33 protein-coding genes are annotated in these 25,980 nt (G+C 64.4%); 5 read left to right on the top strand and 28 right to left on the bottom strand.

The features are described 5' to 3' along the window. Positions 1-217 precede the first annotated feature (217 nt). A complete protein-coding gene (locus BLU54_RS13330; RefSeq protein WP_091909094.1) occupies positions 218-880 on the top strand; it encodes a glycine zipper 2TM domain-containing protein in 663 nt (220 codons plus the stop codon). A gap of 486 nt (positions 881-1,366) precedes the next feature. On the opposite strand, the gene BLU54_RS13325 is transcribed toward BLU54_RS13330, so the two are convergent. Continuing rightward, entirely contained in the window at positions 1,367-2,263 is an 897-nt protein-coding gene (locus BLU54_RS13325) for an RNA polymerase sigma factor (RefSeq protein WP_091909092.1), read from the bottom strand. Between the two features lie 56 nt (positions 2,264-2,319). Here BLU54_RS13325 and BLU54_RS13320 point away from each other — a divergent pair, with 56 nt between their 5' ends. After that, positions 2,320-2,919 (top strand): ATP-dependent Clp protease proteolytic subunit, encoded by a 600-nt coding sequence (locus BLU54_RS13320; protein ID WP_091909089.1) that lies wholly within the window; start codon positions 2,320-2,322, stop codon positions 2,917-2,919. 707 nt (positions 2,920-3,626) lie between these two features. Here BLU54_RS13320 and iscX read toward each other — a convergent pair. From iscX to iscR, 8 genes are all read right to left on the bottom strand, one after another. Then, complete coding sequence (gene iscX, locus BLU54_RS13315) at positions 3,627-3,824, bottom strand: Fe-S cluster assembly protein IscX (RefSeq protein WP_091909086.1); 198 nt, start codon at positions 3,822-3,824, stop codon at positions 3,627-3,629. 70 nt (positions 3,825-3,894) lie between these two features. Beyond that, positions 3,895-4,233: an ISC system 2Fe-2S type ferredoxin gene (fdx, locus tag BLU54_RS13310; RefSeq protein ID WP_091909084.1), complete on the bottom strand. Its 339-nt coding sequence runs from the start codon at positions 4,231-4,233 to the stop codon at positions 3,895-3,897. A 25-nt stretch (positions 4,234-4,258) separates the two neighbouring features. Beyond that, the gene (gene hscA / locus BLU54_RS13305; protein WP_091909081.1) at positions 4,259-6,115 is read right to left on the bottom strand and encodes a Fe-S protein assembly chaperone HscA; all 1,857 of its coding nucleotides are present in this window, start codon (positions 6,113-6,115) and stop codon (positions 4,259-4,261) included. A gap of 327 nt (positions 6,116-6,442) precedes the next feature. Next, positions 6,443-7,015: a Fe-S protein assembly co-chaperone HscB gene (hscB, locus tag BLU54_RS13300; RefSeq protein WP_091909079.1), complete on the bottom strand. Its 573-nt coding sequence runs from the start codon at positions 7,013-7,015 to the stop codon at positions 6,443-6,445. A gap of 6 nt (positions 7,016-7,021) precedes the next feature. Then, a complete protein-coding gene (gene iscA, locus BLU54_RS13295; RefSeq protein ID WP_091909075.1) occupies positions 7,022-7,345 on the bottom strand; it encodes an iron-sulfur cluster assembly protein IscA in 324 nt (107 codons plus the stop codon). 52 nt (positions 7,346-7,397) lie between these two features. After that, the gene (gene iscU, locus BLU54_RS13290) at positions 7,398-7,820 is read right to left on the bottom strand and encodes a Fe-S cluster assembly scaffold IscU (RefSeq protein WP_091909072.1); all 423 of its coding nucleotides are present in this window, start codon (positions 7,818-7,820) and stop codon (positions 7,398-7,400) included. 17 nt (positions 7,821-7,837) lie between these two features. Continuing rightward, on the bottom strand, positions 7,838-9,061 hold the full coding sequence (locus BLU54_RS13285; RefSeq protein ID WP_091909069.1) for an IscS subfamily cysteine desulfurase: 1,224 nt from the start codon (positions 9,059-9,061) through the stop codon (positions 7,838-7,840). A 31-nt stretch (positions 9,062-9,092) separates the two neighbouring features. After that, complete coding sequence (iscR, locus tag BLU54_RS13280; RefSeq protein WP_091909067.1) at positions 9,093-9,641, bottom strand: Fe-S cluster assembly transcriptional regulator IscR; 549 nt, start codon at positions 9,639-9,641, stop codon at positions 9,093-9,095. 542 nt (positions 9,642-10,183) lie between these two features. On the opposite strand from iscR, the gene BLU54_RS13275 reads away from it, so the two are divergent. Beyond that, the gene (locus tag BLU54_RS13275; protein WP_091909064.1) at positions 10,184-11,155 is read left to right on the top strand and encodes an NAD(P)-dependent oxidoreductase; all 972 of its coding nucleotides are present in this window, start codon (positions 10,184-10,186) and stop codon (positions 11,153-11,155) included. A 413-nt stretch (positions 11,156-11,568) separates the two neighbouring features. Here BLU54_RS13275 and BLU54_RS13270 read toward each other — a convergent pair whose 3' ends face one another. The 3 genes from BLU54_RS13270 to BLU54_RS13260 form a co-directional block, all read right to left on the bottom strand. Beyond that, entirely contained in the window at positions 11,569-12,243 is a 675-nt protein-coding gene (locus BLU54_RS13270; RefSeq protein WP_235837948.1) for an MlaC/ttg2D family ABC transporter substrate-binding protein, read from the bottom strand. Between the two features lie 400 nt (positions 12,244-12,643). After that, entirely contained in the window at positions 12,644-14,179 is a 1,536-nt protein-coding gene (locus BLU54_RS13265; RefSeq protein ID WP_211435352.1) for an MATE family efflux transporter, read from the bottom strand. Positions 14,180-14,905: 726 nt separating this feature from the next. Further along, positions 14,906-15,103, bottom strand: coding sequence for a CsbD family protein (locus BLU54_RS13260; RefSeq protein WP_091909058.1), 198 nt, complete (start codon positions 15,101-15,103; stop codon positions 14,906-14,908). Between the two features lie 300 nt (positions 15,104-15,403). On the opposite strand from BLU54_RS13260, the gene BLU54_RS13255 reads away from it, so the two are divergent. Both BLU54_RS13255 and BLU54_RS13250 read left to right on the top strand, forming a co-directional pair. Then, positions 15,404-16,786 (top strand): MATE family efflux transporter, encoded by a 1,383-nt coding sequence (locus BLU54_RS13255; RefSeq protein WP_235837947.1) that lies wholly within the window; start codon positions 15,404-15,406, stop codon positions 16,784-16,786. A 497-nt stretch (positions 16,787-17,283) separates the two neighbouring features. Continuing rightward, positions 17,284-18,294: a tyrosine-type recombinase/integrase gene (locus tag BLU54_RS13250; RefSeq protein WP_091909056.1), complete on the top strand. Its 1,011-nt coding sequence runs from the start codon at positions 17,284-17,286 to the stop codon at positions 18,292-18,294. Here BLU54_RS13250 and BLU54_RS13245 read toward each other — a convergent pair. The 16 genes from BLU54_RS13245 to BLU54_RS13185 form a co-directional block, all read right to left on the bottom strand. Next, entirely contained in the window at positions 18,278-18,550 is a 273-nt protein-coding gene (locus BLU54_RS13245) for a hypothetical protein (protein WP_091909053.1), read from the bottom strand. The genes BLU54_RS13250 and BLU54_RS13245 overlap by 17 nt on opposite strands. A 396-nt stretch (positions 18,551-18,946) precedes the next feature. Further along, on the bottom strand, positions 18,947-19,351 hold the full coding sequence (locus BLU54_RS24380; protein ID WP_268874523.1) for a DUF551 domain-containing protein: 405 nt from the start codon (positions 19,349-19,351) through the stop codon (positions 18,947-18,949). Next, on the bottom strand, positions 19,284-19,724 hold the full coding sequence (locus BLU54_RS23320) for a 2-C-methyl-D-erythritol 2,4-cyclodiphosphate synthase (protein ID WP_139169691.1): 441 nt from the start codon (positions 19,722-19,724) through the stop codon (positions 19,284-19,286). The genes BLU54_RS24380 and BLU54_RS23320 overlap by 68 nt, the downstream gene beginning before the upstream one ends. Positions 19,725-19,736: 12 nt before the next feature. Further along, positions 19,737-20,306, bottom strand: a complete 570-nt coding sequence (locus BLU54_RS13235; protein ID WP_139169690.1) for a hypothetical protein — start codon at positions 20,304-20,306, stop codon at positions 19,737-19,739. Between the two features lie 40 nt (positions 20,307-20,346). Next, positions 20,347-20,757 carry a hypothetical protein gene (locus BLU54_RS13230; protein ID WP_091909044.1) on the bottom strand — a complete coding sequence of 137 codons (411 nt, stop codon included), beginning with the start codon at positions 20,755-20,757 and terminating at the stop codon, positions 20,347-20,349. Continuing rightward, complete coding sequence (locus BLU54_RS13225) at positions 20,754-21,410, bottom strand: hypothetical protein (RefSeq protein WP_091909040.1); 657 nt, start codon at positions 21,408-21,410, stop codon at positions 20,754-20,756. The genes BLU54_RS13230 and BLU54_RS13225 overlap by 4 nt, the downstream gene beginning before the upstream one ends. Beyond that, a complete protein-coding gene (locus BLU54_RS13220; RefSeq protein WP_091909036.1) occupies positions 21,407-22,561 on the bottom strand; it encodes a hypothetical protein in 1,155 nt (384 codons plus the stop codon). The genes BLU54_RS13225 and BLU54_RS13220 overlap by 4 nt, the downstream gene beginning before the upstream one ends. A 2-nt stretch (positions 22,562-22,563) precedes the next feature. After that, the gene (locus tag BLU54_RS13215) at positions 22,564-23,073 is read right to left on the bottom strand and encodes a siphovirus Gp157 family protein (protein ID WP_091909033.1); all 510 of its coding nucleotides are present in this window, start codon (positions 23,071-23,073) and stop codon (positions 22,564-22,566) included. A gap of 8 nt (positions 23,074-23,081) precedes the next feature. Further along, on the bottom strand, positions 23,082-23,699 hold the full coding sequence (locus tag BLU54_RS13210) for a hypothetical protein (protein WP_091909031.1): 618 nt from the start codon (positions 23,697-23,699) through the stop codon (positions 23,082-23,084). 8 nt (positions 23,700-23,707) lie between these two features. Continuing rightward, positions 23,708-24,358: an AAA family ATPase gene (locus BLU54_RS13205; protein ID WP_091909028.1), complete on the bottom strand. Its 651-nt coding sequence runs from the start codon at positions 24,356-24,358 to the stop codon at positions 23,708-23,710. Between the two features lie 78 nt (positions 24,359-24,436). Next, positions 24,437-24,598 carry a hypothetical protein gene (locus BLU54_RS23765; protein WP_170845147.1) on the bottom strand — a complete coding sequence of 54 codons (162 nt, stop codon included), beginning with the start codon at positions 24,596-24,598 and terminating at the stop codon, positions 24,437-24,439. After that, the gene (locus tag BLU54_RS13200; protein ID WP_091909025.1) at positions 24,595-24,783 is read right to left on the bottom strand and encodes a hypothetical protein; all 189 of its coding nucleotides are present in this window, start codon (positions 24,781-24,783) and stop codon (positions 24,595-24,597) included. Before BLU54_RS13200 ends, BLU54_RS23765 begins: the two co-directional genes overlap by 4 nt. Positions 24,784-24,809: 26 nt before the next feature. Further along, a complete protein-coding gene (locus tag BLU54_RS13195; RefSeq protein WP_139169689.1) occupies positions 24,810-25,232 on the bottom strand; it encodes a hypothetical protein in 423 nt (140 codons plus the stop codon). Positions 25,233-25,272: 40 nt separating this feature from the next. Then, positions 25,273-25,524 carry a hypothetical protein gene (locus BLU54_RS13190; RefSeq protein ID WP_139169688.1) on the bottom strand — a complete coding sequence of 84 codons (252 nt, stop codon included), beginning with the start codon at positions 25,522-25,524 and terminating at the stop codon, positions 25,273-25,275. Then, on the bottom strand, positions 25,521-25,673 hold the full coding sequence (locus tag BLU54_RS23760) for a hypothetical protein (protein ID WP_170845146.1): 153 nt from the start codon (positions 25,671-25,673) through the stop codon (positions 25,521-25,523). Before BLU54_RS23760 ends, BLU54_RS13190 begins: the two co-directional genes overlap by 4 nt. Beyond that, entirely contained in the window at positions 25,670-25,972 is a 303-nt protein-coding gene (locus BLU54_RS13185) for a hypothetical protein (RefSeq protein ID WP_091909017.1), read from the bottom strand. Before BLU54_RS13185 ends, BLU54_RS23760 begins: the two co-directional genes overlap by 4 nt. Between the last annotated feature and the right edge of the window lie 8 nt (positions 25,973-25,980).

The raw sequence follows: 25,980 nt of genomic DNA, 5'->3' as shown, positions 1-25,980 counted from the left end.
GTTCGCTCGGTTCGCTCGGTTCGCTCGGTTCGCTCGGTTGGCTGTCACGCAGTGCACCGGGCGTGGTACGTAGTGCGCGGCATGAATCATGCTCTGTGTGCGGTAGCGATCGGAGACGGTTCGCTCCGCCGGTCGCAACAATTGCTCACATCTGGAAACGGCAGCGGGTTCTCCGATATTCCAGAATAAAGGCAAGCGTTCAGCGCGGAGAACAACAATGGCCGACACACTGCACACCCAACAACGCAACAAGCTTCACCCGCTCATCGCTACCGCCGCGGGTGCGGTTATCGTGGCAAGCGGCATCGGTATCGCGGCGATCACCGGCATCTTGCCGCATGCCGGGGGTACGGCGCAGCCGCCCGCCGCTCAGCCGCTGGCCGCGGCCCCGACGACAACCGTTCCGGCTCAAACCGCACCGGCTGCCACCGTTGCGCCTACTGTAGCGCCGACTGTCGCGCCCCGCGCGCCGGTTGTCGAACAACCCCGCCCGCATCAAGTCGCGGCGCCGCAGCGGGTTGCCGAAGCGCCGCCGCCGGCGCCTGTATGCAGCAGTTGCGGCCGTGTGACCTCGATTCGCACGGTGACGCGCCCGGCGAAGACCAGCGGTGTCGGCGCAGTGGGCGGCGCAGTCGCTGGCGGTCTGATCGGCAACCAGTTCGGACGTGGCAACGGCCGTACCGCAGCGACCCTGCTGGGTGCGCTCGGCGGTGGTCTCGCCGGCAACACGGTCGAGAAGCACGTGCGCAAGGAGACCGACTACCAGGTCACCGTCCGCATGCAGAACGGTGCGTATCGCTCGTTCACCTACAAGAACAGCCCGCCGTTCTCTCAGGGCCAACCGGTTCGCGTCGTGAACGGCAGCCTGCAGTCGGCTTGAGCTGACAACCCTTGGCCAGGCGGCGCGAAATCCGGCCGCCGCCCTGCCCGCGCAATGGGACAGGCATGGCATCGTGAAAGATGACCAATGCCGCCGGGTTTGCGACAGGCGCATCGAATGAGTCGTCGGAATTTGACGAAATTCGTCGGCATTCGTCAGCATTCGTCGGCGCGCCCGCGGCTGGAGTCGGGCGGCATTGGGCAGGCTAAGCGGGCGCACGCGGACAATAGCGACGCCCGCGCCGAACCAGTACCAGGTCATCCAGACGCAATCAGCCAGTGACGCGAGCCGATGGGCCATGCCGACTGGATCGGCGCGGTGCCGTCCGCACTGACTTTCGTTCGCCGTGAAAAGAGATTGCCGCACTGTGGCACTACCGACTACGCACTGGCCATTAAACGGTCCCCTCTCGTGCGCGGCATCGGTTGGCGCCCTCGCTGCCCGCCTCCTACCAGCGGTCGACGTCGACTACCCAGCGCCCCGGTGTCAGACGCACACCGCGTCGCCGCACGCTCGCACCCGCGCCTCTTCCTGCCATTCCTCCGAGCTTTCGCCGCCTGTCCTAGAGCCTGTATTGCAGCCCGTTTCACCAAGCGGCAAACAGGCAAGCGGTCCGCCCGCCGCCTGGCTTATCACGGTTAGCAGATTGCCAATCTGGAGCAGCTGCATCGACGCACGCTTCCCCGCCCCGACGCGCAGCTGTTGCGCACCCTGGACGGACGATGCCATCGCTTGCGGCCGCGCCGCTCGCAGCACCGCGACCAACCCCGCCGGATCGCGCTGCACCAGCGCGAACTGACACAGTGCGAACAGCCGCGCGGTATCGTCATCGGCCCCGGCATCCGCGTCGTTCGCCGCAGTCGGTCCGGTGGGCACCGTCCGACGCAGGCGCTGCAGCACGCGCAGCAATTGCTGACGCGACGCCGCTTCGCTGCGTCCGGTCAGCACGGCCAGTTCCGCATGGCTGAAACCGAAGACTTCATACAACAGCACCGTCGCTGCGTCGCCGGCTGAGACGGTCCGCACCACGTGCAGCAGCGCGTGTTCGACGCGCTCGGCTTGCGCCAGTAGCTCGACGGGATCGGAAGCCCTGACCGTCGCGATCGGCGGCACACCCGACTTGGTGAAGCGATCGAGAATGCCGTCGTAACGACGGCGGCGACGCCATGCATCGACGCACAGATTGCGCAGCACCGTAAGCAGCCACGCGTCGCGGCTTACGAGCCACGACGGCGTGGTGCTGTCCGCCAGCCTGAGCCAGGTGTCGTGGACAAAGTCCTCGGCGTCTTCGCCGTCGCTCAACCATTGCCGCGCCAGGCCTATCAAGCGCCGGCGCAGTGCTTCGTCGTCGGTCCAGGAATCTGAATGAACAGGCAATGTCACGTTCGCGCCCCGTTGTTCGTCTATCGGATGAACTTAACACAGAGGAGTGATTCCCCATGTTCAATGACGAGACGAACGCCCCGCCCCGCCCCAACGGCGGGCAGGACAGCGCATTCCTGGAAGAAAAGGCATTCCGATCGCGCATGGTGCTGGTGTTCGGCACCATCACCGACACGCTGGCCTCCGAGGTCGTGCGCAAGCTGCTGGCACTGGATGCGGAATCGGACCGGCCCATCACGATGATCGTGTCCTCCCCGGGCGGACACCTCGAATCGGGCGACGCGATCCACGACGTGGTGCGCTTCATCGCGTCGCCGGTCGATATGGTCGGCACCGGCTGGGTTGGCAGCGCCGCCACGCATCTCTATCTCGGCGCGCAGCGCGAACGTCGCTACTGCCTACCGCAGACACGCTTCCTGATTCACCAACCCAGCGGCGGCGCGGGCGGCCCCGCCAGCGACATGGCGATCCAGGCGCAAGAAATCGTCAAGGCGCGCGAGCGCATCGCGCAAGTCATAGCACGCGAAACAGGGCAAGCGCTGCAGCAAGTGCGCATGGACATCGAGCGGGACCGATGGATGTCGGCCGACGAAGCCGTCGCTTATGGCCTGGCGTCCCGCATCGTGCTGCGGCGTGACGAGTTGGCCGCGGCCTGACCGACTGGTCTGGCCGGTTCGCCGCGGCAGCCGACCGCCCCGCCCGCGCCGCCGGCCCGCGGTCAATCCTGGGCGGGCGCGCTGCCGCGGCGGCATTGCGCGTTGGCGGCATCCTCACGCGCGCCGGCGGGGCGAACCCCACCGATCGGCGCGTCCAGCGCTAGCCCGTCCGATCCGCGGCCGGGGCGAGCGACGACGGCGTGTCACTGCACGGACTGAACGACAGGGCTTTTCGAGCAGCCATCGGACTTTCGCCTGGCTCCCCGCTCGCCGGCTGGCGGCACCGTTGCGAGGCCAGCGCGGACGTCGGACGCGCGGCACATCGTATGTGGCAAGGGCGCAAAGTAACGCCATGGAAGTAACGCCATGGAAGGGACGCAGTCGTGCCGGACGATGCGCGCCAGAACGCCATCTCGCTGACAGTGCGCGACGGCGCCTCTCAACCGGGTCGGCAGCCACAACACACCGGCCGTGACCTCGCGCACTGGCAACCGCTGCTCCGCTTCCCGCCTGGAACTCGCGCGACAACCCGCAACGGCACCGTGATCGGCCTGCGATCGACGCCTGGCGGTGCCGACCCTTGCCGCGCAAGCAAGGCTCAGCGCTGGCCGGCACATGCGAACGAGTCTTGCCACCCGATCCAAGCAAGGCTTGGGCATAAAAAAAGGACGCTCGCGCGTCCTTTTTCGTTGCCAACCCTCAGCGTCTCAGTAATCGGATTCCTCGATCCATGCCGCCTGGATCGATTCGAGAATCCGTTCGTTCGAGCGCTCTGGATCGTCGTCGAAACCTTCGAGCTCACAGATCCAGCGATGCAGGTCGGTGAAGCGGACCAGTTGCGGGTCGACTTCCGGGTGGGCGTCGACCAGCGCAATCGCGATCTCGTCGGTGTCGTTCCATTTCATGGCAGTCTCCGTTTGGCGGCATCGGGGCGTCGGCACCGCACGCATGGGCGGCTTGCAGCGCAGCGGGCGCTCAGTGTTCCTTCGCGTGATTGATTGTATATCGCGGAATCTCGACCACGAGATCGGTATCCGCGGGAATCACTGCCTGGCACGAGAGCCGCGAATGCGGTTCCAGTCCCCATGCCTTGTCGAGCAGGTCTTCCTCGTCGTCCTCGGCGGCTTCGAGTGCCTCGAAGCCCTCGCGCACGACGATGTGGCAGGTGGTGCATGCACACGACTTCTCGCATGCATGCTCGATCTCGACGCCATGTTGCAGCAGTGCGTCGCATACGGTCTGTCCGGCCGGCGCATCGATGACCGCGCCTTCCGGGCACAGTTCAGGATGCGGCAGGACCACGATTTGAGCCATCTTCTTTCCTCTGCTGGTTGCGCGCTCAGATGTCGGCGACGCGTCGTCCGGTGAGCGCCCGACGGATGTTGCGGTCCATGCGTCGCGCGGCGAAAGCGTCGGTCGCCTGCATCAGCGTCTTGATTGCCGCTTCGACCGCATCGGCATCCTGCCCTGCCGCGGCGGCCCGCAGCGCGCTGCCGGCGGCGGCGATCGCATCGGCCTCGCCGTCGACAAGCAAGTCGGCATCCACGGCCAGCGCGGCGTCGGTCGCGTCCAGCACGCGCTGCGCTTCGACCTGCTGCTCGCGCAGCGCACGCTCCTGTTTGTCGGTTGCGGCGCTGGTGAAGCTGTCCGACAGCATCCGCGTGATGTCGTCGTCGGCAAGGCCGTACGATGGCTTCACGGTGATCGATGCCTCGACCCCGGAGCCGGTCTCGCGCGCCGACACGGACAGGATGCCGTCGGCGTCGACCTGATAGGTGACGCGAATGCGTGCCGCGCCGGCCGCCATCGGCGGAATGCCGCGCAGCTCGAACCGCGCCAGCGAGCGGCATTCATCCGCCAACTCGCGTTCGCCCTGCAGGACGTGGATCGCCATTGCGGTCTGCCCGTCCTTGAAGGTCGTGAACTCCTGCGCACGCGCGACCGGGATGGTGGCGTTGCGAGGCACGATCTTCTCGACCAGTCCCCCCATTGTCTCGACGCCCAGCGACAGCGGAATCACATCCAGCAGCAGCCAGTCGTCGCCAGCGTTGCCGGCGAGCATATCGGCCTGCCGGGCCGCGCCGAGCGCGACCACCTGATCCGGATCGAGGTCGCACAGCGGCTTCTGCCCGAAGAACGCTTCGACCGCGCGCCGGACGCAGGCCATGCGAGTGGCGCCGCCGACCAGCACCACGCCGTCGAGTGCGTTCGGGCGCAGCCCAGCGTCGCGCAGCGCGCGGCGTGTTGGTGTGAGGCTGCGCTCGACCAACGGCGCGGTGAGTTCGGCGAACCAGCTTTCCGAGATCACTCGCTCGAATGTTTGTCCGTTCTCGAAGGTCACGGCAAGCGTAACCGTATCCTGCGACGACAACGCCTCCTTCGCGCGGCGAGCCGCGGCCAGCAGACGCTGGCGATCACCGGCGCCGAGCGCGGCCACGGACGGCGTCTCGGCCTCCAGCGCGGCGACCAGCGCGCGGTCGAAGTCGTCGCCACCCAGCGCCGTATCGCCACCGGTCGCGAGCACTTCGAACACGCCCTCGCGCAATTTGAGAATCGACAGGTCGAAGGTGCCGCCGCCCAAATCATAGACGGCGAAGGTGCCGGCGGCACGACGGTCCAGGCCGTAGGCAATCGCCGCGGCCGTCGGCTCGTTGAGCAGACGCAGCACGTCGAGCCCGGCCAGACGCGCCGCGTCTTTCGTCGCCTGCCGCTGCGCGTCGTCGAAGTAGGCCGGCACTGTAATCACCGCGCCGACCAGTTCGTCGCCCAGTGTTGCTTCGGCTCGGGCGCGCAGCGTCGCCAGGATGTCGGCCGACACTTCGACCGGGGTCTTCACACCGGCCGCGGTTTCGATCCCGACAGTGCCTGGCACATCCTTCAATCGATATGGGCTGCGGCCCGGCGCCATGTCGGCAAAGGCGCGTCCCATCAGGCGCTTGACCGACTGGATCGTGTCAAGCGGCGCATCGGCGGCATCGCGCTTCGCGCGGCTGCCTACCAGTGGCGCCTGACCGGCGTGATAGGCCACTACGGAGGGAAGCAACAGCTCGCCATCGTCGTCAGGCAGCACGTCGGCGACGCTGTTGCGCACGGCGGCAACCAATGAATGCGTCGTGCCGAGGTCGATGCCGATTGCGAGGCGCCGCTGATGGGGCGCCGGCGCCATGCCCGGCTCGGAAATTTGCAGGAGTGCCATCGTAGAAACGGTTGGATGTTCTTGTTCTTGTCGTCAGCGGGAAAGCCGCAAGCGCTGGGTGCTCGAAGGGCCGTCTGCATGGTCGCCTTCGCAGCCCTCAGAAGAAGCTCGGCGTCTGCCGCGTCGGCGACGGAGCATCACGGCGGGGTAACTGCGTTGCCGCCATCATACGCGGCGGCTTCCCGGGCGTCATGCGGAGCATGGCGCAGCGGCATGGTCGCTGGCTCGCTAGCTCGCACGCGAAGTTCTCAGCGGCGACAGGCGCTCTGCCAGCGGTTTCGCCCGCGGTTCGGCCTGCGCCACAGCTCACATGCGCGAATCAGAGGCTCATTCGAGACGCGAAAGCTGCCGATCGACTTCGCTTTCGACACGCGCAATGAACAGCAATTCGCGTGCGGTTTCAGCCGCAGGCTGGTCGGCGCCCGAGTCGAGCCACGCGGCGAGCTTGTCGAAGCGCACGCGCCCCGCTTCGCGCAATTCGTCCAACACTGTTTCCAGCGCGGACACGTTGCGCGCCGCGCTCGCATCCTCGATCGCTTCGCGCCATTCCATCTGCTGCATCAGGAAACCCGGCGCAATCGACGTATCCTGCTCGGATCGCACATCGATGCCCCGCAGGCGAAGCATGTAGATTGCCCGTTCGAGCGGCGACTTCAAGGTGCGATAGGCATCGTTGGCCTGCGCGGCCCATTGCATCGCAACACGCTTTTCGGCATCCGCGGCGCGGGCGAAACGGTCCGGATGCACACGCTGCTGAATCGCATGGAACGCCTGCTCAAGCGCAGCGGTATCGACCTCGAAACGCTGCGGCAGATCGAACAGCGCGAAGTGATCGGCGAACTGCGATTCAGTCCGTAAAGCCGCGTTCACCCCGCCACTGCCCGTCGAATCGTTCGTCATTGCCGATCAGACCCGGAACGACTCGCCGCAACCGCACTCGTCCTTGACGTTCGGATTGTTGAACTTGAAGCCTTCGTTCAATCCTTCACGCGCGAAGTCGAGTTCGGTTCCGTCGATGTACACCAGGCTCTTCGGATCGACCACGATGCGCACACCGTGGCTCTCGAAAACCTGATCCTCGGGTTCGAGCGCGTCCACATACTCGAGCTTGTACGCGAGTCCGGAACAACCGGTCGTCCGCACGCCCAGACGCAGGCCCACGCCCTTGCCCCGGCGGGTCAGAAATTTGGCGACGTGTTGCGCCGCCTTGTCGGTCATAGTAATCGCCATGCTTCACCTGCTAACCGGCAGCGCCGCGTGCGCGACGCGCCTCGTGAACGAATCAGGCCGCGCGCGCGGCCGCCTCGTCGCCGGCCGGCGCGGCAGCGCCATGCTTTTGCTGGAAGTCCGCAACCGCTGCCTTGATCGCATCTTCGGCCAGGATCGAGCAATGAATCTTCACCGGCGGCAGCGCGAGTTCTTCCGCGATCTGCGTGTTCTTGATCGCCATCGCTTCGTCGAGCGTCTTGCCCTTCACCCACTCGGTAACCAGCGAGCTCGACGCGATCGCCGAACCGCAACCGTAGGTCTTGAACTTCGCATCCTCGATGATGCCGTCCGCGCCGACGCGAATCTGCAGCTTCATCACGTCGCCGCAAGCCGGCGCGCCAACCATGCCGGTGCCAACGCCGGCATCGTTCTTGTCGAACGAACCCACGTTGCGCGGATTTTCATAGTGGTCGAGAACTTTGTCGCTGTAAGCCATGATATTGCTCCTTCAGTTCAGTGCGCGGCCCATTGGATCGAATTGATATCGACCCCGTCCTTGTGCATTTCCCAAAGCGGCGACAGGTCGCGCAGCTTTGCAATCTTGTTCTCGAACAGGTTGATGACGTAGTCGATGTCCTGTTCGGTGGTGAACCGGCCAACCGTGAAACGGATCGAGCTGTGCGCCAGCTCGTCGTTGCGCCCAAGCGCGCGCAGTACGTACGACGGTTCCAGCGACGCAGAGGTGCAGGCCGAGCCCGACGACACGGCCACATCCTTCACCGCCATGATCAACGATTCGCCCTCGACGTAATTGAAGCTGACGTTGAGGTTGTGCGGCACGCGGCGTTCCATGTCGCCGTTGACGTAAATTTCTTCCATCGAGCGTAGGCCAGCGAGCAGCCGGTCGCGCAACGCGCGCACGCGTTCGTTTTCCGTGCCCATCTCTTCGCGAGCGAGCCGGAATGCCTCGCCCATGCCGACGATCTGGTGCGTGGCCAGCGTGCCCGAACGTAGACCCCGCTCGTGTCCGCCACCATGCATCTGCGCTTCAAGCCGCACGCGTGGCTTGCGGCGAACATACAGCGCCCCGATCCCCTTCGGACCATACGTCTTGTGCGCCGAGAACGACATCAGGTCGACCTTCAGCGTCGCGAGATCGATCACGACCTTGCCGGTCGCCTGGGCGGCATCGACGTGAAACACGATGCCCTTCGAGCGGCACAATTCACCGATCGCGGCGACGTCCTGAATCACCCCGATCTCGTTATTGACCATCATCACCGACACGAGCGTGGTGTCGGGACGAATCGCGGCCTCAAGCTTGGCCAAGTCCAGCAAGCCGTCTTCCTGCACGTCGAGGTAGGTCACCTCGTAGCCTTCGCGTTCAAGCTCGCGGCACGTGTCGAGCACCGCCTTATGTTCCGTCTTGACCGTGATCAGGTGCTTGCCCTTACCCTTATAGAAGTGGGCGGCACCCTTGATCGCGAGATTGTCCGACTCGGTTGCGCCCGACGTCCAGATGATCTCGCGCGGATCGCAGTTGACCAGCTTGGCCACTTCCTCACGTGCTTCCTCGACCGCGCGCTCCGCTTCCCAGCCGTACGCATGGCTGCGCGAGGCGGGATTGCCGAACTGCTCGCGCAAATACGGAATCATTTTGTCGACGACGCGCGGATCGATCGGCGTCGTCGCGCTGTAGTCCATGTAGATCGGCAAGTGGGGCATATCGTTATTCATTTCTCACTCCAGGACATTCAGCAACCCGCGCTCAAAGCCGCGCGAGGTTGAAAATCGAATTCGGTCCCTTGGGCCGGTTGACCGGCTTGGCCGCCGGGGCCGGCGCCGCTTCCGTGACGCTTTCGCCGCGGCGGTCGCGCACGACCGAAGGCTGCGGCTCGCGGGCCCGCTGCTGATCGACCAGATCCTTCAGCGAAACCGAGTCCAGGTACTCGACCATCTTGCGGTTCAACGTCGACCAGAGCTCGTGCGTCATGCAGTGGCCGTCAGCGGCCTTGCCGCTCTCGCAGTTGCCCTTGCCGCCGCACTGCGTCGCGTCCAGCGGCTCATCGACGGCGATGATGATGTCGGCCACCGTGACTTCTTCGGCGCGCCGCGCAAGCGTGTACCCGCCGCCCGGTCCCCGTACGCTGTCGACAATCTCGTGCCGGCGCAATTTGCCGAACAACTGCTCCAGATACGACAGCGAAATGCGCTGCCGCTGGCTGATGCCGGCCAACGTCACGGGACCGCCGTCCTGGCGCAAGGCCAGGTCAATCATTGCCGTCACGGCGAAACGGCCTTTCGTGGTGAGTCTCATGAAAGAGCCTCGCAAATAGGGTAGGAGTAATTCTCGACCATTTCCGTCAAGTATAAATGTCCTACCGAAATAGTCAAGTTAAGCTGGCGTGCTCGACGCCTGCCCGGCTGGCGATCCAAACGGAGCCGACAACGGGCGGCCGACGGTTGCGACAGCGACAGCCGATCGACGCGGCGCGGGGGACCGATGCGCTTGGCCACTACGACCGCGCAGCTCGTCCCGGCGCCACGGGCGATGCAATGCGACGCGATGCACGATGTTCGGTTCGGTTCGGTTCGGTTCGGCTCTGCTCTGCGCGGCGTCACAAGCGCGGGTGTGTGCCGAGAGTTCGTCGACTCCGGGGGCCTTCGTTCCAGCGCTTGATGAATGCGGTCCCGTTCGGTCCAGGCTCGTCCCACTCCATTCAGGCTCGGCTAGGCTCGGGCTCCGCTGCAGCGGATTCGCGTTCATCGGACGCGCATCGTGCACGCCGCAGCCGTGCCGGCGAGTCAACCATTCCCCCGACAGGTCCGGCCGTGGGCCGACACAGGCAGGAGTACGCGATGCCCTCTTCTCAAAACACCGCGCGGCGCGTGGCCGTGCTTGGCCTCGGATCGATGGGCGGCGCAATCGCCAAGGTGCTGCTTGACAGCAACGGTCCGGACAATCTGGTGGTGTGGAATCGTTCGCCCGGCCGCGCCGATGCGCTGGTCGCCACGGGCGCCACTCGCGCCGACAGCCCTGCCGACGCCGCGCAGCGGGCGGACGTGCTGATCACCATGCTGGCGAACGATGCAGCAGTGGAGGCGGTGGCTCTCGGCGAAGGCGGCCTGGTTCAGACGATGCAGCCAGGCCAGATCCACGTTTCGATGAGCACCATCAGCATTGCGCTGGCCGAACGCCTCACCGCTGCCCACCGTGATGCGGGTCACCGCTTCGTGACCGCTCCCGTGCTGGGTCGGCCGGATGTTGCCGCACAAGGCAAGCTTTTCGTCGCCGCTGCGGGCGAGCCGGCCACCGTCGCGGAGATCGAGCCGGTGCTGGCGACAATCGGACAGAAGGTGTTCAAGGTAGGCGACATGCCCGGCGAGGCGGTGCTGACCAAGCTCATCGCGAACTTCTTGATCTCGACCGTGATCGAGAGTCTCGGCGAAGCCGTCGCGCTGGGCCGTAAAGGCGGTATTGCGCCCGAACAGCTGTTGGAGGTGCTGACCGGCTCGATCTTCGGCGCACCAGTCGTGAACACGTACGGCAAGCTGATCGTCGAACAGGCATTTTCGCCCGCTGGCTTTGCGCTGCCGCTCGGGCAGAAAGACAACCGACTGGTACTGGAGGCGGCGGATGCGCTGGGCGCCGCCTTGCCGTTCGCCAACGTGCTGCGCGACCGCTTCGTCAGCGCACGCGGACGTGGCTGGGACAACCTCGACTGGTCTGCCGTGGCCCGTCTGCCGGCCCTCGACGCGGGTCTGGACGCGGGCCCGGACGCGCGCCTACAGGCGGGTATGGACAGTTCCGCAGGCGATACCGAGGCATGACCTCCGCCTTTTGACGGCCTTACAAGACCCTGCCCTGCGATGAGGCCGGCGAGGGCTCGGCGCACTCGTCGGAACATGACGTCCGGCAACGGTCGCGCGCCGCAAAGCGGACCGGCCGCTGCGCGCGACGCGAGCGTTCACAACACGTGAGCGATTCAGGTAATCAACACAGGTCATCAACGCTGCGGTTCGACATGAACGACTTGCGATGCGGGCCGACGCCCCTGCCACACGGTGGCCTTGCACACGCATGTGCAGCCACCGGGCGAGCGCGTGGCGAACAAGCGGTAGCCGGCGGGCGCGCTGGAGTGCCGTCGGCCGCTCTACAGCGATGAAAGCGTACTGGCCCGGGGCAGCGTTACCGCGTCCCCGGGCGTCATCAGAAGACTACGCGCCCGATGCGTGCCGCCTGCTCAGCGCGGCGCCGGCATTGCCGCGGCCGATGCCGGCGAAATCGCGCCCGTCGCCAGTTGACGATTGCGTTCCGTCAGGAAGTTCAGCAACCCGTCAATGCCCTGCTGGGCGATGACACTTGCAAACTGCTGGCGATACGCTTCAATCAACCATGCTCCAAGGACATTGACGTCGTAGATGCGCCAGCCGTTCGGCGTCTTCGCCAGACGGTAGTCGACTTCATACGGCCGGCCCTGGTTCGTCACTTCGGTCCGCACCACGACATCGGTCGCATCGGCCGCGGCTCGCAGCGGTTTGACGTCAACGGTTTGATCGCTGACCTTCGCCGTCGCGCCCGCATAGGTGTGAATCAGCAGCATCTCGAACTGTTTCGAGATTTCCTTCTGCTGGGCCGGCGTCGCCTGCCGCCAATAGCGGCCCAACGCAAGACGGGTGGTCCGCTGGAAGTCCGCATACGGCAGCAGTTTTTCGTCGACGAGCTGCGTGATGCGATGGATGTTGCCCGCCTTCACCTGCGGATCGGCCTTCACCGAGCGCAGAATGTCGTCCGCCATCGTGCGGATCAGCACGTCCGGCGCGCTCGCGTCGATCGTCGCCGCCGTGCCAGGGCTCGTCTGGGCTTGCGGTGCCGTCGAGAAGGCGACCAGACCCGCGAACATCAAGCTAAACAGCATGCGTCGATTCATCAGCAACTTTCTCCCGAAGTCGGCCGGCCGTCCCGCTGACGGCCGAGCCTATGACAAAGTGCGCGCCCCGTGCCGCAAGGGTCTGGGCGGCGGATCAGGCGCTCACTTTAACACCGTTGAAACCGCCTTTCGTTTCGAGTTGTAAGCAATCCTGCCGTGCATTACGGCGTGATGGCGGGCGGCGGCGGGGCGGACCGCGCGCTTCGTCGACCGCGCCAGCAGCCGCTCCACGGGCTACTGCCTGCCGGCTGCCGCTGAAGGTCCACACCCCCCCGTCCACACCTCCCCTCCACACCACCGGTCCGCACCACTCCTCCGCCCCACTCGTGGCACCTGAGGTCTACCGACGTCGCGCCGAGCCGAGGCGCGATCCCGAAGCCGGGGCGCCTCAGGCGGCTTCGTGCCGAGCCGGTGCGGAAGCGGCCACCGGACGCCGGCACAGGACGATGAAACGCGAGCCCAATGCGACCGCGGCGGCGCTCAGTCCGGCAATGAGTCCGATCCACAGTCCGGCCGCCCCCATGTGACGCGCGAACGCCAAATGCCAGCCCAGCGGCATGCCGACGATCCAATACGCCGCCACGGTGATGAACATCGGCAGACGCGTGTCCTTCAGACCGCGCAATGCGCCGTTCGACGACACCTGGATGCCATCGGACAGTTGGAACAGACCTGCCAATTGCAGTAGACCGACCGCGGCGGCCGACACCGCGACGTCGCGCGTGTACAGTCCCACGATCAGATGCGGCAGCAGCAGCATTGCACTGGCAGACACCATCTGCACGGCCAGCGCCATGCCGATGCCAGTCAGTCCCGCCCGTCGCACGCCGGCTCCGTCGCCGCGTCCCGCTGCGTTGCCTACCCTGACGGTGATCGCCATCGACAGGCCGAGCGGCACCATGAAGACAGTGGTCGCGACGCTCAGCGCGATCTGATGCGCCGCGGCGGTCGTCTCGCCCAGACCACCGACCGACAGCGAGATCGCGATGAACAGACCTGCCTCCATCAGCAGCGTCACACTCATCGGCACGCCGATCCGCAGCAGGCCGAGCAACGGCTCGGCTCGCGGACGATGGGCGCCGGCCACCGCAGGCGACGCGCGGCCGGTGTCGGCATAGGCCGGGAAGCGGAACAAGATCGTCGCGTAGATTGCGGCCTGCAGCGACAGCACCGTGACCAACGCGATCGCACTGCCCTGCGCGCCGAGCGCGGGCAAGCCGAGCCGGCCATACATCAGCACGTAGGCGATCGGCCCGAGCAAAAACATGCCGCCGATGCTCAGCACCGCCGTCGGCCGCGTCACCGACAAGCCTTCCGACAGGCCGCGGCACGCACAATAAATAGCGAAAGGGAACGCCCCCCAGCACACCGTCCGCACAAAGACGGTGGCATCGTGGGCGATCGATGGCACCACGCCCATCCATTGGATCAGGAGCGGCCCGACGAACCACAGCGTACCGGCGACCACCGTGCCAAGCCCGGCGGCAAGCCACAGTGCCTGACGATACAGGCTCCAGCTCTCGGCGCGTCGGCCGCCGCCGTGCAACTGCGCCACAGACGCGGCCAGCGCCATCAACACGCCGTTGATGGCCGTCATCCCGATGGCCCAGACGCTCGAGCCGATGGCCACGGCGGCGAGGACGTGTGCGCCCAGATGTCCGGCAAGCACCACGTCGATCAGGTTCAGGCCGACCGTCGAGAGCTGTCCCGCGATCAACGGCAGCGCAAGCAGCAGCAGGTGCCGACATTCGGCGCGAATGTGACCGCCGCCCTGCCCGCCGGTCGGCGCGGCTGGCAGCCTGGCCCCGCCATTGATCAGCGCGGATGACGTGGCATCGCGCACGGCCATTGCATCGGCAGCCATGCGCGCGCCGTCCTGTGCACGGCCTGCGTCGACGCCGGCCATCGTCGGTCCGCTGTTCATCGCGGCACCACACGCGTCGATGCCAGAGGCGCGACAGGCCGCTGCAAGCGGAGGGTCCCGTCAATCGCCAGCGACACAGAGTCGTAAGCAGAACTGACGCGGCCATGACCGGACTTCGGGCTGGTACCGCTTCCGCGGCCCATGCCACGCTTGCCGACGCAAATGCGATCGTCCCGACAACACACATACTGCATTACCGACTCACCTCATCATTCAGGACCGCGATTATACGCGCACCGCATTGGTGCACTGCTCAGTTGGGATGATTTTGGCCGCGCTCTTTGACATTGCCTCGTGTGTGAAGCCGGATGCGGCCTGTTCCGCGCAAGCCAGCGGCTTGGGACGGTCAGTTAGGGCATGAGAAAACGTCGCCGTTACGGCGTCGGCCGGGTCGCCAACAAGCCAGCTGGAGCGCCGGTACAAACCCCGCTCGGCCGCGTAGCGCGGCATCAACCCGGAGACCCATGTCGGGCACCACGGTCTTGCTAGATAGCTGGCTTGGCATAGCCGGCAACCGCGCATTTCCTCGCTGACTCGCAAGCACGCCGTGCGGCAGAATCGCAACGCTTCGGTTACCGACGCGCTGTGCGCGATCAGCGCTTGCCGTATCGCAGCCGACCATCGACGCGTCGTGGCTCGCTTGCGGCGGGACGCCGCAAAAGGAAACGGCCGCTAATGCGGCCGTTCCAGCAATCGTGGACCGGAGCCGGTCCACCGATTCGACACTTACACGGGATCGCGATCGTCCCGCAGGTTGTCCTTCAGATCTTCCTTCGCGTCGCCGTAGTTGGCTTGGGTGCGACCCGCGATCTGCTGGGCATCGCCCTTCAGTTCGGTCGACTTGTTGCCCGTGACCTTGCCGGCGACTTCGTTGATCTTGCCCTTGACTTGCTCGGCACGGCCCTTCACTTGGTCGTCGTTCATGTGTCTGCTCCATTTTGCTTTTAGGGTGATCGATCCGGCACTGCATCGCCGTCGACGATATCCCTTACGCAAGGGGCGTGCCCGCGGTCTCCATAGCGTTCCGGCGCTGCCCCGAGAGACCGCACAACGTCACTCGATATCCCCGAGACAATGCCGCGCGAGACACCGGACGGTACCGCATAATGACGGCTGTCCAAGTCTTCAGCCGTGGCATTGAGCTCGCCTCCCCCACCTCCCAGTCCAGCAGCTTCCGACCGCGCGCCGGCGGAGGCCTCAGGTCGCCCGTCGCCATCGCCTCGCGTGGCAGCCGACCATCGCCAGGTTGCAACCCTGGCGGTGCCGATCATCATCGCGAACCTGACCCAGCCGATGCTGGCTGCGGCCGACACCGCGGTGGCAGGTCACCTCGGCGCGGCTTCGATGCTCGGCGGGGTCGCGCAAGGCGGTCTTCTGTTGGGATTCATCTTCTGGAGCTTTGGCTTCCTGCGCATGGGCACCACCGGGCTGGTTGCACAGGCCGCCGGCGCTGGCGACGAGCGCGCTGTTGCCGCGCACCTGGCGCGAGGTTTGTCGCTTGCCCTCGCGCTGGGCACGCTGCTGTTGCTGGCGGCGCCATTGCTGCTGCCGAACGCATTGGCGCTGCTCGGTGGCAGCGCCGCCGTGCAGGCCGACGCGCATGCCTATTGCCTGGCACGCTTGCTGGCCGCACCCGCGGTGCTCGGCAACTATGTCGTACTTGGTCATCTGCTGGGACTGCAGCGCGTGCGAAGTGCATTGATGCTGCAAGTCGGCGTCAACATCATCAATCTGAGCGCACTGGCAATTGCCGTTGGTAAGCTCGGCGGCGGGGTCGCCAGCATCGGCATCGCCACCGCATGCGCCGATATCCTTGGCTTCGCGGCGGGGCTGCTGTGGCTGGCACACATGGCCCGACAGCGCGGCGCAATCAGGCAGTCGGCCGACGGCGCGCCAACTCCGAACCGCGCCACCACCGATCGGATGCAACGATGGCTGGCCGCGCTGTCGGATCGCGCCGCGTGGCGCCGACTGGTCGGCGTGAACCGCGACATCTTCGTTCGCACATTCTGTCTGCTGGCCGCCCTTGCCGCGTTTTCCCGCGGCAGCGCGCGACTGGGAGACACCATCCTGGCAGCGAACGCGGTACTGCAGGTGTTCGGCAACCTGACCTCGTTCGCGCTTGACGGTATCGCGCAAGCCGTCGAGGCATTGGTCGGCACCGCAGTAGGCCGGCGCGACCGCGCGGCCTTTGCGGCTGCCTTGCGGGCAAGCGCGCATTTCACCGCAGCGGGCGCAACATGCTTCGCGCTCTTCTACCTGGTCTGCGGCGACTGGCTGATCGCGAAACTCACCGCACTCCCTGAAGTCGCCATCGCCGCGCATCACGCCTTGCCATGGGCCGTGCTGCTGCCGCTGGTCGCCGCACCGGGATTCCTGCTCGACGGCGTGTACATCGGCGCCACGCGGACCGGGGCCTTGATGCGATCGATGGTGGTCGCCGCGATCGGCTTTGCCGCCACGTTGTACGCGTCTGCGTCGTGGGGCAACAACGGGCTGTGGTGCGCGCTGATCGTACTGATGCTGCTCCGAGGCGTGACGCTTGCGCTATGGCTTCCGTCGCTGCTGCGCGAGCACTTTGCGCTGCGCGCCGACGCGCCTACCTGAGTGCCGTGCCGCAATGGTAGAATCGCAGCCGCCCTGCCGGGGTGATGAAATTGGTAGACATAGCGGACTTGAAAATTTGAGTGCTCGTCCGGAAACGGGCGATGTAGAACCCCTCAAATTCGGCGAATCCCCTGACCGTCGCGGTCGAGGCAACGCCGAGCCAAGCCGTCGCGCATCGCGGCGGAAGGTGTAGAGACTAGACGGGGGGCACCTGGGGAGCGAAGGTTCCTGGTGAAGGCATAGTCCAGCGCACAAACGGCCGTGCCGGCGTCGAAAGACGCAGTGTGACGAAAATCCGCCGCCTTCGGGCTTGCCGGTTCGATCCCGGTCCCCGGCACCAACCATAACGCTTCGTTAAGACCGTTTAACACAAGTTAACTCGTCTTTTCAACGGGATAGCGCCTCCGCGCGTCCTTTATCGCTCCGTGACAATCCCCGTTTCTGCCGCATAATACGGCAGTCATTGCACCATATTCGCACCGGGGATTGCACCAAGCATGGCGACATACATCAAGCGCGCAGGAGCATGGCGTGCGCAGGTCCGCAAGCGCGGCGTTCAAGCGTCGCAGTCGTTCAAGTCCAAAGCAGAGGCGGTCGCGTGGGCGACCAAGTTCGAGGCCGAGATTCTGGCCGGCACGCGGACGCCCGGCAATGATCGCACAGTCGCCGATGCGCTAAAGGAGTATGGCAAGCGAGTGTCGCCGACAAAGCGGACGGAGCGATCGGAGCTGTTCCGCATCGCTGCCTTCATCCGTGAATTTCCCGATCTTGCCGCCCGCCCACTTTCGGAGGTCAACGCCAGCCACTTCGGCGACTGGCGCGATCGACGGCTCGAGCAGGTTGGCTCTGCCACCGTGCTGCGCGAAATCAACCTGTTCTCGCACGTCTTCACGACAGCTCGGGACGAATGGAAGTGGATCCAGCAGAGTCCGTTCGCCGGTATGCGCCGACCGGCCGAGCCCCAGCCGCGCCAGCGTAAGCTGACCGAAGACGAGATCACCGCTGTCACGCGCGCGCTCGGCTACGAGCCCGATTACCCACCCGTAACCAGTTCATCACGTGCCGCCGCGATGATGCTGTTTGCGCTGGAGACAGCCATGCGGGCTGGTGAAATCGTTGGGATGCGATGGGAGCAGGTGCACGTCGAGAAGCGTTTCGTTCATCTGCCGCGGACAAAGAACGGCAGTGCGCGCGACGTTCCGCTCTCGCCGGGCGCGCTGGCCATCCTTCGCCAGATGGAAGGCATGCGCGACGAACTGGATGGCTCGGTGTTCGGCATCACCAGTGCCAACCTGGACGTACTGTTTCGAAAGGGGCGGCTCGCAGCCGGCGTGGCGGGCTTCACATTCCACGATACCCGGCGTACCGCCCTCACCCGCATGGCGCGGATCTTCAACGTCATGGAGCTGGCGAAGATCAGCGGCCACCTTGACCTGCGCTTGCTCCAGAGCGTCTACTACGCCCCGGATGCAACTGACCTTGCCGACAAGTTCAATGCGTCTGAATGAACGATTCCGCCCAGGCGATCACATCCTTGGCGCGCCAGAGCGGCCGGCCCTGCCCCGACTTGCCGGCGGCCGGTAGCCGAATTGACCGCGGGAACCCTGGCTGCGTCACGATGCTATCGCGCGTGTAGGTTTCCTTGCGGCGCAGATACTCCGCAATGGCTGCAATGTCCCACAGGGCAACATCGATCGGCACGACACTGCGCTGCGAGCCGATCGCTACGCAGATCTGCCTCGCCAGTTGTTCGATCTCGCTCATCCCACCCTCCAAGCCTTCTTCGTCGTATCGATAATCGCCCGCGCGGCGGGCGTCAGTGCTGCGGTCATCTATTGCTAATCCTGGTCATTTTTCCGCAGTGCTCGCACTTCGTGCGGCTGCGTTCCTTCAGGCGCTTCATTTCATCCTGATACTGCTCGCGAGACTGGCGCCACCGTGTCTCGCTATTGCAAAGCTGCGAAAGCACCCACATCGGGTTCAGCCTCTCGCCGCACGTGCGGCATGTCACCTGTTCCAGACTTTCGTCCACGGTGAATCCATGAACGTGTGCACACTTGAAGGGGGCGCGGTCCAAATACGGACCATCCTCAGCGCGTGCCTTCGGCTTTACCGGTAAGGGTGTAACGGAAGCCGTCTCGCTCAGATCAACTTCTATCTTCATCGCCCCACCTCCGGCGCCGATGGCAGCGGCATCCAGTGCGTGACCGTGCGCTCCTCGCCGATTTCGTCCAGTGCGAACATCCATTTCGCGAAGTCCGATCGCGCGCCATGCCAGTAGGCCGCCCAAGCGGTCGCATAGCCGCCGTCGTCAAACATGACTGCCACGTTTTCGTGCTCCACTGGCAACCGCTCGTCCACGCTGATCCACCGCGGCACCGCATCATCCAGCACCAGCAGAGCCTGCCCAACCTCGCTGCAACCGCTGCCGCTCTCACGCACGCGCCTTGCGCGGCGGCGCGCCTTGCGCGGCGGCGCGCCTGTTTCAGGGTCATGGTCATGCCGCCTCCTTCCCGTCGCGGGCCGTAAGCCTAAGCGGCGCGTCCATAACTGCGGCCCAGGCATGGCGGATATCTGCCAAGCGCACGGGCGTCGTCGCGTTGTCAGCAACATAGGCAGTCATCACCCGCAACAGGTGGCGCGCACCTAAGCAAGTTTTCCGACCGAGAAAAACATCGTTAACTTGCGCAGATAGTGGGCGACGCCCCTTCGTGCTGGAATTCATGCCCAACATGTGCTCGCGCTGGAACGTCTCAACGCACGCGCGTCCAAGTCTGTCGACGCGCGCCAGCAGCCAGCGCCCGTCGCAACGCTCAAGCTTGATTTCGGCCTTCGGGCGCTCTCCGGTCAGGTCCAGGTCAATATGCGCAATCTCCCAGCCGGCGAGTGCCATGCACTTTTGAAGGGCAACCGAACTATTAACGACAGGAGTATTCATCGCTCTATGACGTCAGCGAGCGCGGGCCGTGGATTGGGCGATCACGCCTATCGCGTCTTCAAGCGCGGTGTTATATCCGTCTCGGTATTGCGATTCGTCACTCGGACCCAACTCGCCGGGTGGATTCGGGATGTACAACGCGCGCAACTTGGCGTCCGCATCCTCGCCGCGATTCTCTGCGCTCAGCGCCGCCGCTTGCGAGTTGTCAGGCGCTACCTCGATAGCAGGGCCGGCGAATAGCGGCGTCCAAAATCCCCGGCGCGTGTCACACATGCGGGCATCGGTATCCATGATCGGGCCTTCGAAACCGCCGTCGCTGCGATAACGAACCCACGCCACCGGCGCCCGCTTCTGCGCCGCCTCGATCTGCTGGCGAAGGCGGGCGTTTTCGGTTTCGAGCGCGGCGATGCGTGCGTCCTCATCTTTGATCGACTCAGCCTTCGCGGATGCCGTACGCAAAGCGACAATCCGCTCGGAGAAAATCGGAACGAAAAGGTCTTTTAGCGCTTGATTCAGTGCATCGGTGTTGTCGTTGCTCATGATGGTTCCACGCAGAGATAGATGACGATGAACAGCAGCCACACGGGCAGCGCCAGGCAGATGAGCAGGCCGATGATGCGGCTCATGATTGGCCACTCCCTCGAATCTGCGACGCCACCCACTGCCGCATGCGCTGCCAGCGATGCTCTGGCCTCTCGTTGTGGTAATAGCCCTCATCGTTTTCGAACATGATTTCAGCCGCGAGGGCAGGCGAGATACGAAATGCCGCCGCGACCGAATCCCTGTCCTCGGGATCGATGCTCGCGATGTCTACCCCGCGCGCGTTTCCAATGACGCCGAGAGTGCAGAAGTCACCATCGGCATCTCGCAGATCGTTCGCGATCAAGCATCTCTCGGGCATCGCATCGAGCGCGGCGAGAAGTTCGCGCAGGAAGGCTTGCCCGCGTTCGCCGCGGATTGCCGACGCGACAGCACCGCGCCAACGGATCAACGCCCAGTCGTCGCAGTCGTCGCTGTAACCGGAGCGGCTCATGATTGCTCGCCTCCTGTCTGGCTGGTCGGGCGGCCGGTCCAGCGCTCTAACGCCTGCTCGATGCTCGGATGCCGCATATATTGGCGGTCGGCATTGCGGCGGCGTGGGTGCATCGTCACAGCCAAGTGCGTGAAATTGACCGGGTCAATCTCCACGCGGATCGCCTGCTCGTGCGCGCCGAGAACCAGGGCAGTGAGTCCGTCTGTGTCGTAGGTCGAAAGTTGCGGCCGGCAAACTTTGAAGCGGACGCCAAGACCGCAATTCCAGTCGGCGTGCTTAAACGTGCTGGCGAAATCGTAGGGTCCGCACCGCATGGCCTGGCACAGCAAAACGACGGCTCGTCGCTGGAACGGCGTCAGCGTGCGCTTCAGGTGCCGCTCGACCCATTCGGCGCGGCCGTCGATCGGCTCGGGTGCGTGCCCGTCATTTTCCGCGACGATACGACCGGCATCGGTCACTCGGTAGAAGTGATTGCCGAATTCCGCGCTGCATCCTTCGAGCAGGCCGCGCCGCTCCAGCGCGACGCAGTCATCGAGGACCGGACCACGGTCCGGCGCGGCGTATAGGTTCCGGTAGCTCTCTGCTCGTTTGTTGAGGCCCAGCGCGTGTTGCAGAATCGACAGTTGGCTCGTGGTGACGGTTTCGTGGCTCATGGCTTCACCTTCTGGCCGCCGTCGCTCTCTGCAGACCTTTCTGCGCTCTCTGCAGCGCTGGCGGCGAGTGCCTGTTGCTGGTAGTTGCACACAGACTCAACGCTGTGATCTGGCCATTCGTTCCAGGCGTCGCAGTCGTCGCAGTTCTCTCCGTCGTTTTCGGGATGCCGGGCGCATGGCTCTGGCATATGTTCGAGTTGGGTCTGTGTCGTTACGTGCGTCACAATTCCCGAAACGATCTCGTCAACATCCACTCCCCATTCATCCCCGTAGTCCGCGCACGCCTCGATAGCAGCATCGTGCGCGTCGCGTCGCTCGGCGTCCGTCGAGAATTCGCGATAGCCGTCGCCCTCTCGGTCATAAACGAAGTAACGGACGGGCGCCGCCGCTGATACCAGAGTGTCATTTCGCGCCGAAATTGCACTCTGGTGCAACTGTGCGGGGGCGGCTGCTGCCTCGATGGCGCGAGCAACGGCGCGTGCAAATCGCAACCGCAGAATGCCGTCCCAGCGGCTTGGATCGCGCACGGCAAGATGCGCCACATCCGCGTACTCTATTGCGTTCCAAATTTCATCGACGCGAACAGCGGGCAGAAGCTCGGCAAGACGTTCATCCGTCAGCGCCCCTGCCGCCTGCTCGATTGGCACCGGGGCAAGGCGCGGTCCGCGCGACGCTCGATAACAGCTCTCCGCCCAACGAACCGCATCCTCAAGCAACGCCACTTGATCCGTGACGCCCGCAGGACCGCACGCGCGGATTCGTCGCTCCGCCCACTCACGAATGACGTGCAGCGGAATCGCCTCCTTCCCCTGGGCGGCGGGCGCTTCGGGCGCGGCAGACAGCAGCGCATCTTGGGCCTTGTCGCGCGCGTCAATGAAGGCGTCCCAATATTGCTGAAGCGCTACCTGGGCGAGTCCGTCCGGTGACTCGATTTCCTCTGCCTCAGCCCACAGGCGATTGGAGGCGGCCAAGAGCATGCGAAATGCGCCAATTAGTGGCTCCGGCACCGCTGCCTGCTGCGCCAGGGCGGCGCGGGCGTAATCGATGCCGGCTTTCCACGAGCACCAGTCAGGAGAGTCCGACAGGCTCTGCGCTTTCCAATCGCAAAACGCGTCAAGCTCGACTTGCGCCTTCTCGTTGATCCTCGTCATGGTCACTTGATCTCCACGCGTTGCTTGCGCTCAAGGCGCGCACCCGGCACCTCGAATCCGTCCTTGATCGCCTGGGCGATTAGCTTCTTGTCCGGCTTTGCTGGCGGCGGTGGCGGCGGAACCGGGTCGGTCATGTACTCAGCCGGTATCTGCCGCTCGTCGTCAATGACTACCGACACCGGGTTGTCCTTCACCGTGATGGCGAACAGTGGCGAGTCGATCTTCTTGATGCCGGCGTGCTGCATGTTGGCCAGCAGGTAATGCTTGATGCGGTCCGCCCGCGCTTCGATCGCCTTCGCACGATCCGTCATGCCCTTCGCTGCGTTCTTGACGGCTTCCGCCGTCGACTCAAGGTTCCGGATAAACGCCGCGACGTTCGTCGCCTTCTCGGTGATGTCGCCGCTGATCGACTCCAGCGTGTCGGCCACCGTTTGCTCGTCGAGGTCGAGTTCGGCGAGCGTGTCAGCAGCCTGCCGATACTCGCTCGCAATCACGTAGAGACTCGTTTTCATCGCTCGTCTCAAAAAGGAATGTCGTCGTCCGTCGCGTCGAAGCCGCCGCCCGCGTGCTGCGATGCGCTGCGGTTTGCAGTAGCTTTCAGCGGGCGATGCTTGAGCTGCTGGACCAGGCCAGCAAGCTTCAACGGCTGCGTGCGTCGATCGAGAATTTCGCTCGCGACCAATTCCGTATCGGCTTGGAAGAAGAAAGCCGGCACGACTCTGGTTCCGACTGTTCCGTCTTTCTTCTCGTAATCCTCGGTCTCGAACAGGATTCCGATATCGCGGTCCATCAGATCGGGAAACACATTGGCCATCACGTCTTGCATCTCTTCGGCATCTCGATCGTATTTTTTGACGATTTGTTGCCCTGGCTTGATGTTGCGCAAGCCGAGGCATGTCATCAAAGCCTGCAGGTGTTTGAAGCCGTACAACTCCTTTCCTTCCGCGTTGATCGTCCAGATCGTGAAGTACGCGCTCTGCTTGTCATGCGTCTCGAATTGGAAGTCGATGCCGCGCGTGCCCTTCTGGCTGGTCATATCCTCGGCTCGACTGAAACGGCCGAGGTACTTCCCGATTTCGGTGACGCGTCCGCCACGTTGTTCGGCTTGACGTGCTGCAGTGGTGTTGAGTGCGTACATGTGGTCTCTCAGTTGGTTACAGTCAGGTCGTAAAATTCGCAGATGCGTTGATCGACTGCTGCGAGGTCGTTGTCGATCATGTCGTGGTCGAACAGCCCCATCGGGCTCTTGACGGTGTCACGACCGTTGTTTCGCGTCGTGAAGTAGTACTGTCCATCCAGCACCGCGGTACGAAGAACGATGGTCACCATTCCCTCGATCGTGATCTTTTCATCGAGCATCTTCCCGATGGTCTTCATTTTGGTCGTGCCCGCTTGGTCTTCCTCGGTGTGGCTGAGGATGTACACGCGCACGTCATCGGGCAGCTCGCCGGCAGCGGTCAAGACGGACCAGGCGTGCTTGCCGATATCCGTGAATTTGTCGAATCCGCGCTCGTCGCTGCGCTTCATGAATTCGTTCGCGAGCAAGTATTGGAAATCGTCGATAACGATGACCTTGCGCTTTGTGCGCGTCATGACCGCGATCATCTTTGACCAGTCATCGGTCTGGAAGATGGAACCCTGTGGCGTTTCCTTGGATGCCACCTTCCAGCCGGACGCCTTAAAAGGCAGCGGCTTGCGAATGGTCTGAATCAGCAGCACGTCTGCCGGATCGATATTGCGCATGCTGGTGCTCTTGCCGGTGCCGCTCTGCCCCAGGATCAGTGTTGCGATGCTCATGGTGGTTTCCTTTGGTGTCTTGAAATTCAGTCAGTTCTTCGTCTTGCATCTGCTGTTGCCAGGGGTCCCCGTCGTTCACTACGCCCTCCCCTGGTAAGCCACAGCCGGACCGCGCGTCGACAGGTCCCACACGCCCAGGGCCAGGACCGCGAACAGCGCACCGATGAGGAACGCCGCGATGTAGCCGCCCCACCGGCGTGGCCGGCGCGGGGATGCGTCGAGGTCGGTGATGGCGCTCACAGGTAAGCCTCCTGCAGCAGGCGAGCGGCGTGCGCCTTGCGGTTACGCTCGTTCTCCGCTTCGAGGAAGCGCTTGATGCGCTGCGGTTCCAGGTCGATCACCTGCGCCGTCGGCGCGGCTTCCTGGCGGCGCATGCCTTCCGGGCTGATGCGCACGTGTACGTCTGGAGTGTCGTGGCGGATCATGTCTCGTCTCAGTTGCGCGCGCGTTCTTACTCTTTCGTGCCCTGATCGAGCGCTATTTCAGCGAGGCGCTTCATCGTGAGGGGCTCGGTGCTACCGATCGTCTGACGGGCGTGCTGGATGGACGAAACAACGTTGTCCGACACGGTGATTTCTCCGACATCGTCCGTGTCTTCTCCGGCCCAGATCAACCGCCCGCTGACCGAGATTCCCCACGTTTTCAGCAGGTCGCAAAGCCACGTCAACCACTCGATGTAGTCGTAGAACTTCTCGCCCTGATCCCACATGATGCCGTCGAGCGTTTCCGTGGGGACCCACTGCATGTAGCCGCGGACAGGCGGATTTTCGATCTTCGACGGCTCGTCGTTGAATTCGAGGATCGCGCGGGCTTCCTTGAGGATGAGCTTGCGGCTGAGGCTGAGCACGCCGCTGAACCTGGTGCTGTATCCCATAATGTTCGTTCTCCAGATGCCCGCCATCGCGGGCGGGTTGTCATGCGGCGATCGCAACGCGCGGCGCCATGAAGAGGTCGAGGCTGTTAGCGCCCTCGCGATAGCGCCCGAACTTTCCTTCCTCGCTGACAACGAGGATTTCCTTCGCGCCTCCCCAGTAGAAGATCAGCCCGACTACTCGTTGCGTCGAGTCGGCTTCCGGAACGTGGGCGACGAAGCGGACCTTCGCACCGCTGTCGGTCTCTGCCAGATCGCCCGCCATGAAGCGCGTCAGATCAAAAGGACTCCTCATTGCTGCACCTGAAAGAAGAGCGCCGAGAATGCGCAGATCGTGAACAGTGCAGCGATGAACGTCGCGCCCTGACGCGGCAGCGATGCGCCGACGAACGTCAGGATCGCGCACACGAACAGGACCGCGGCGAGTTGGATGTGATCGATCATTGCGACACCGCCCGGCCGATTTCAGCCTCGATATCGTCGGTTACGTCTTCGCGCAACAGGCGGTCGTACAGCGCGGCGAACTGAGGGCAAGCGGCGACGGCGGCGCGAAAGGCGTCAGCGTCCGACGGCTGCGCCCAGGCAAACGCCTGAAGCACGAGCGCGTCCGAAGCGAAGCGCTTGCGGAGAGAAACGCGCGAATCGATCAGGCCGGCGATCTGGCTGTCGAAGTCGACGGTGTCGCGGGCGAAGTAGTCCGGGGGCGTGGAGTCGCCGGGGCCGGGGAGGGAGAAGGAAAGCATCGCTTGCC

Origin of the sequence: Chitinasiproducens palmae, assembly GCF_900095735.1 — a bacterium.
Taxonomy (GTDB): Bacteria; Pseudomonadota; Gammaproteobacteria; order Burkholderiales; family Burkholderiaceae; genus Chitinasiproducens; species Chitinasiproducens palmae.
The sequence above is the reverse complement of the archived record's forward strand: the minus strand, read 5'-3'. Positions and strand labels throughout refer to the sequence as shown.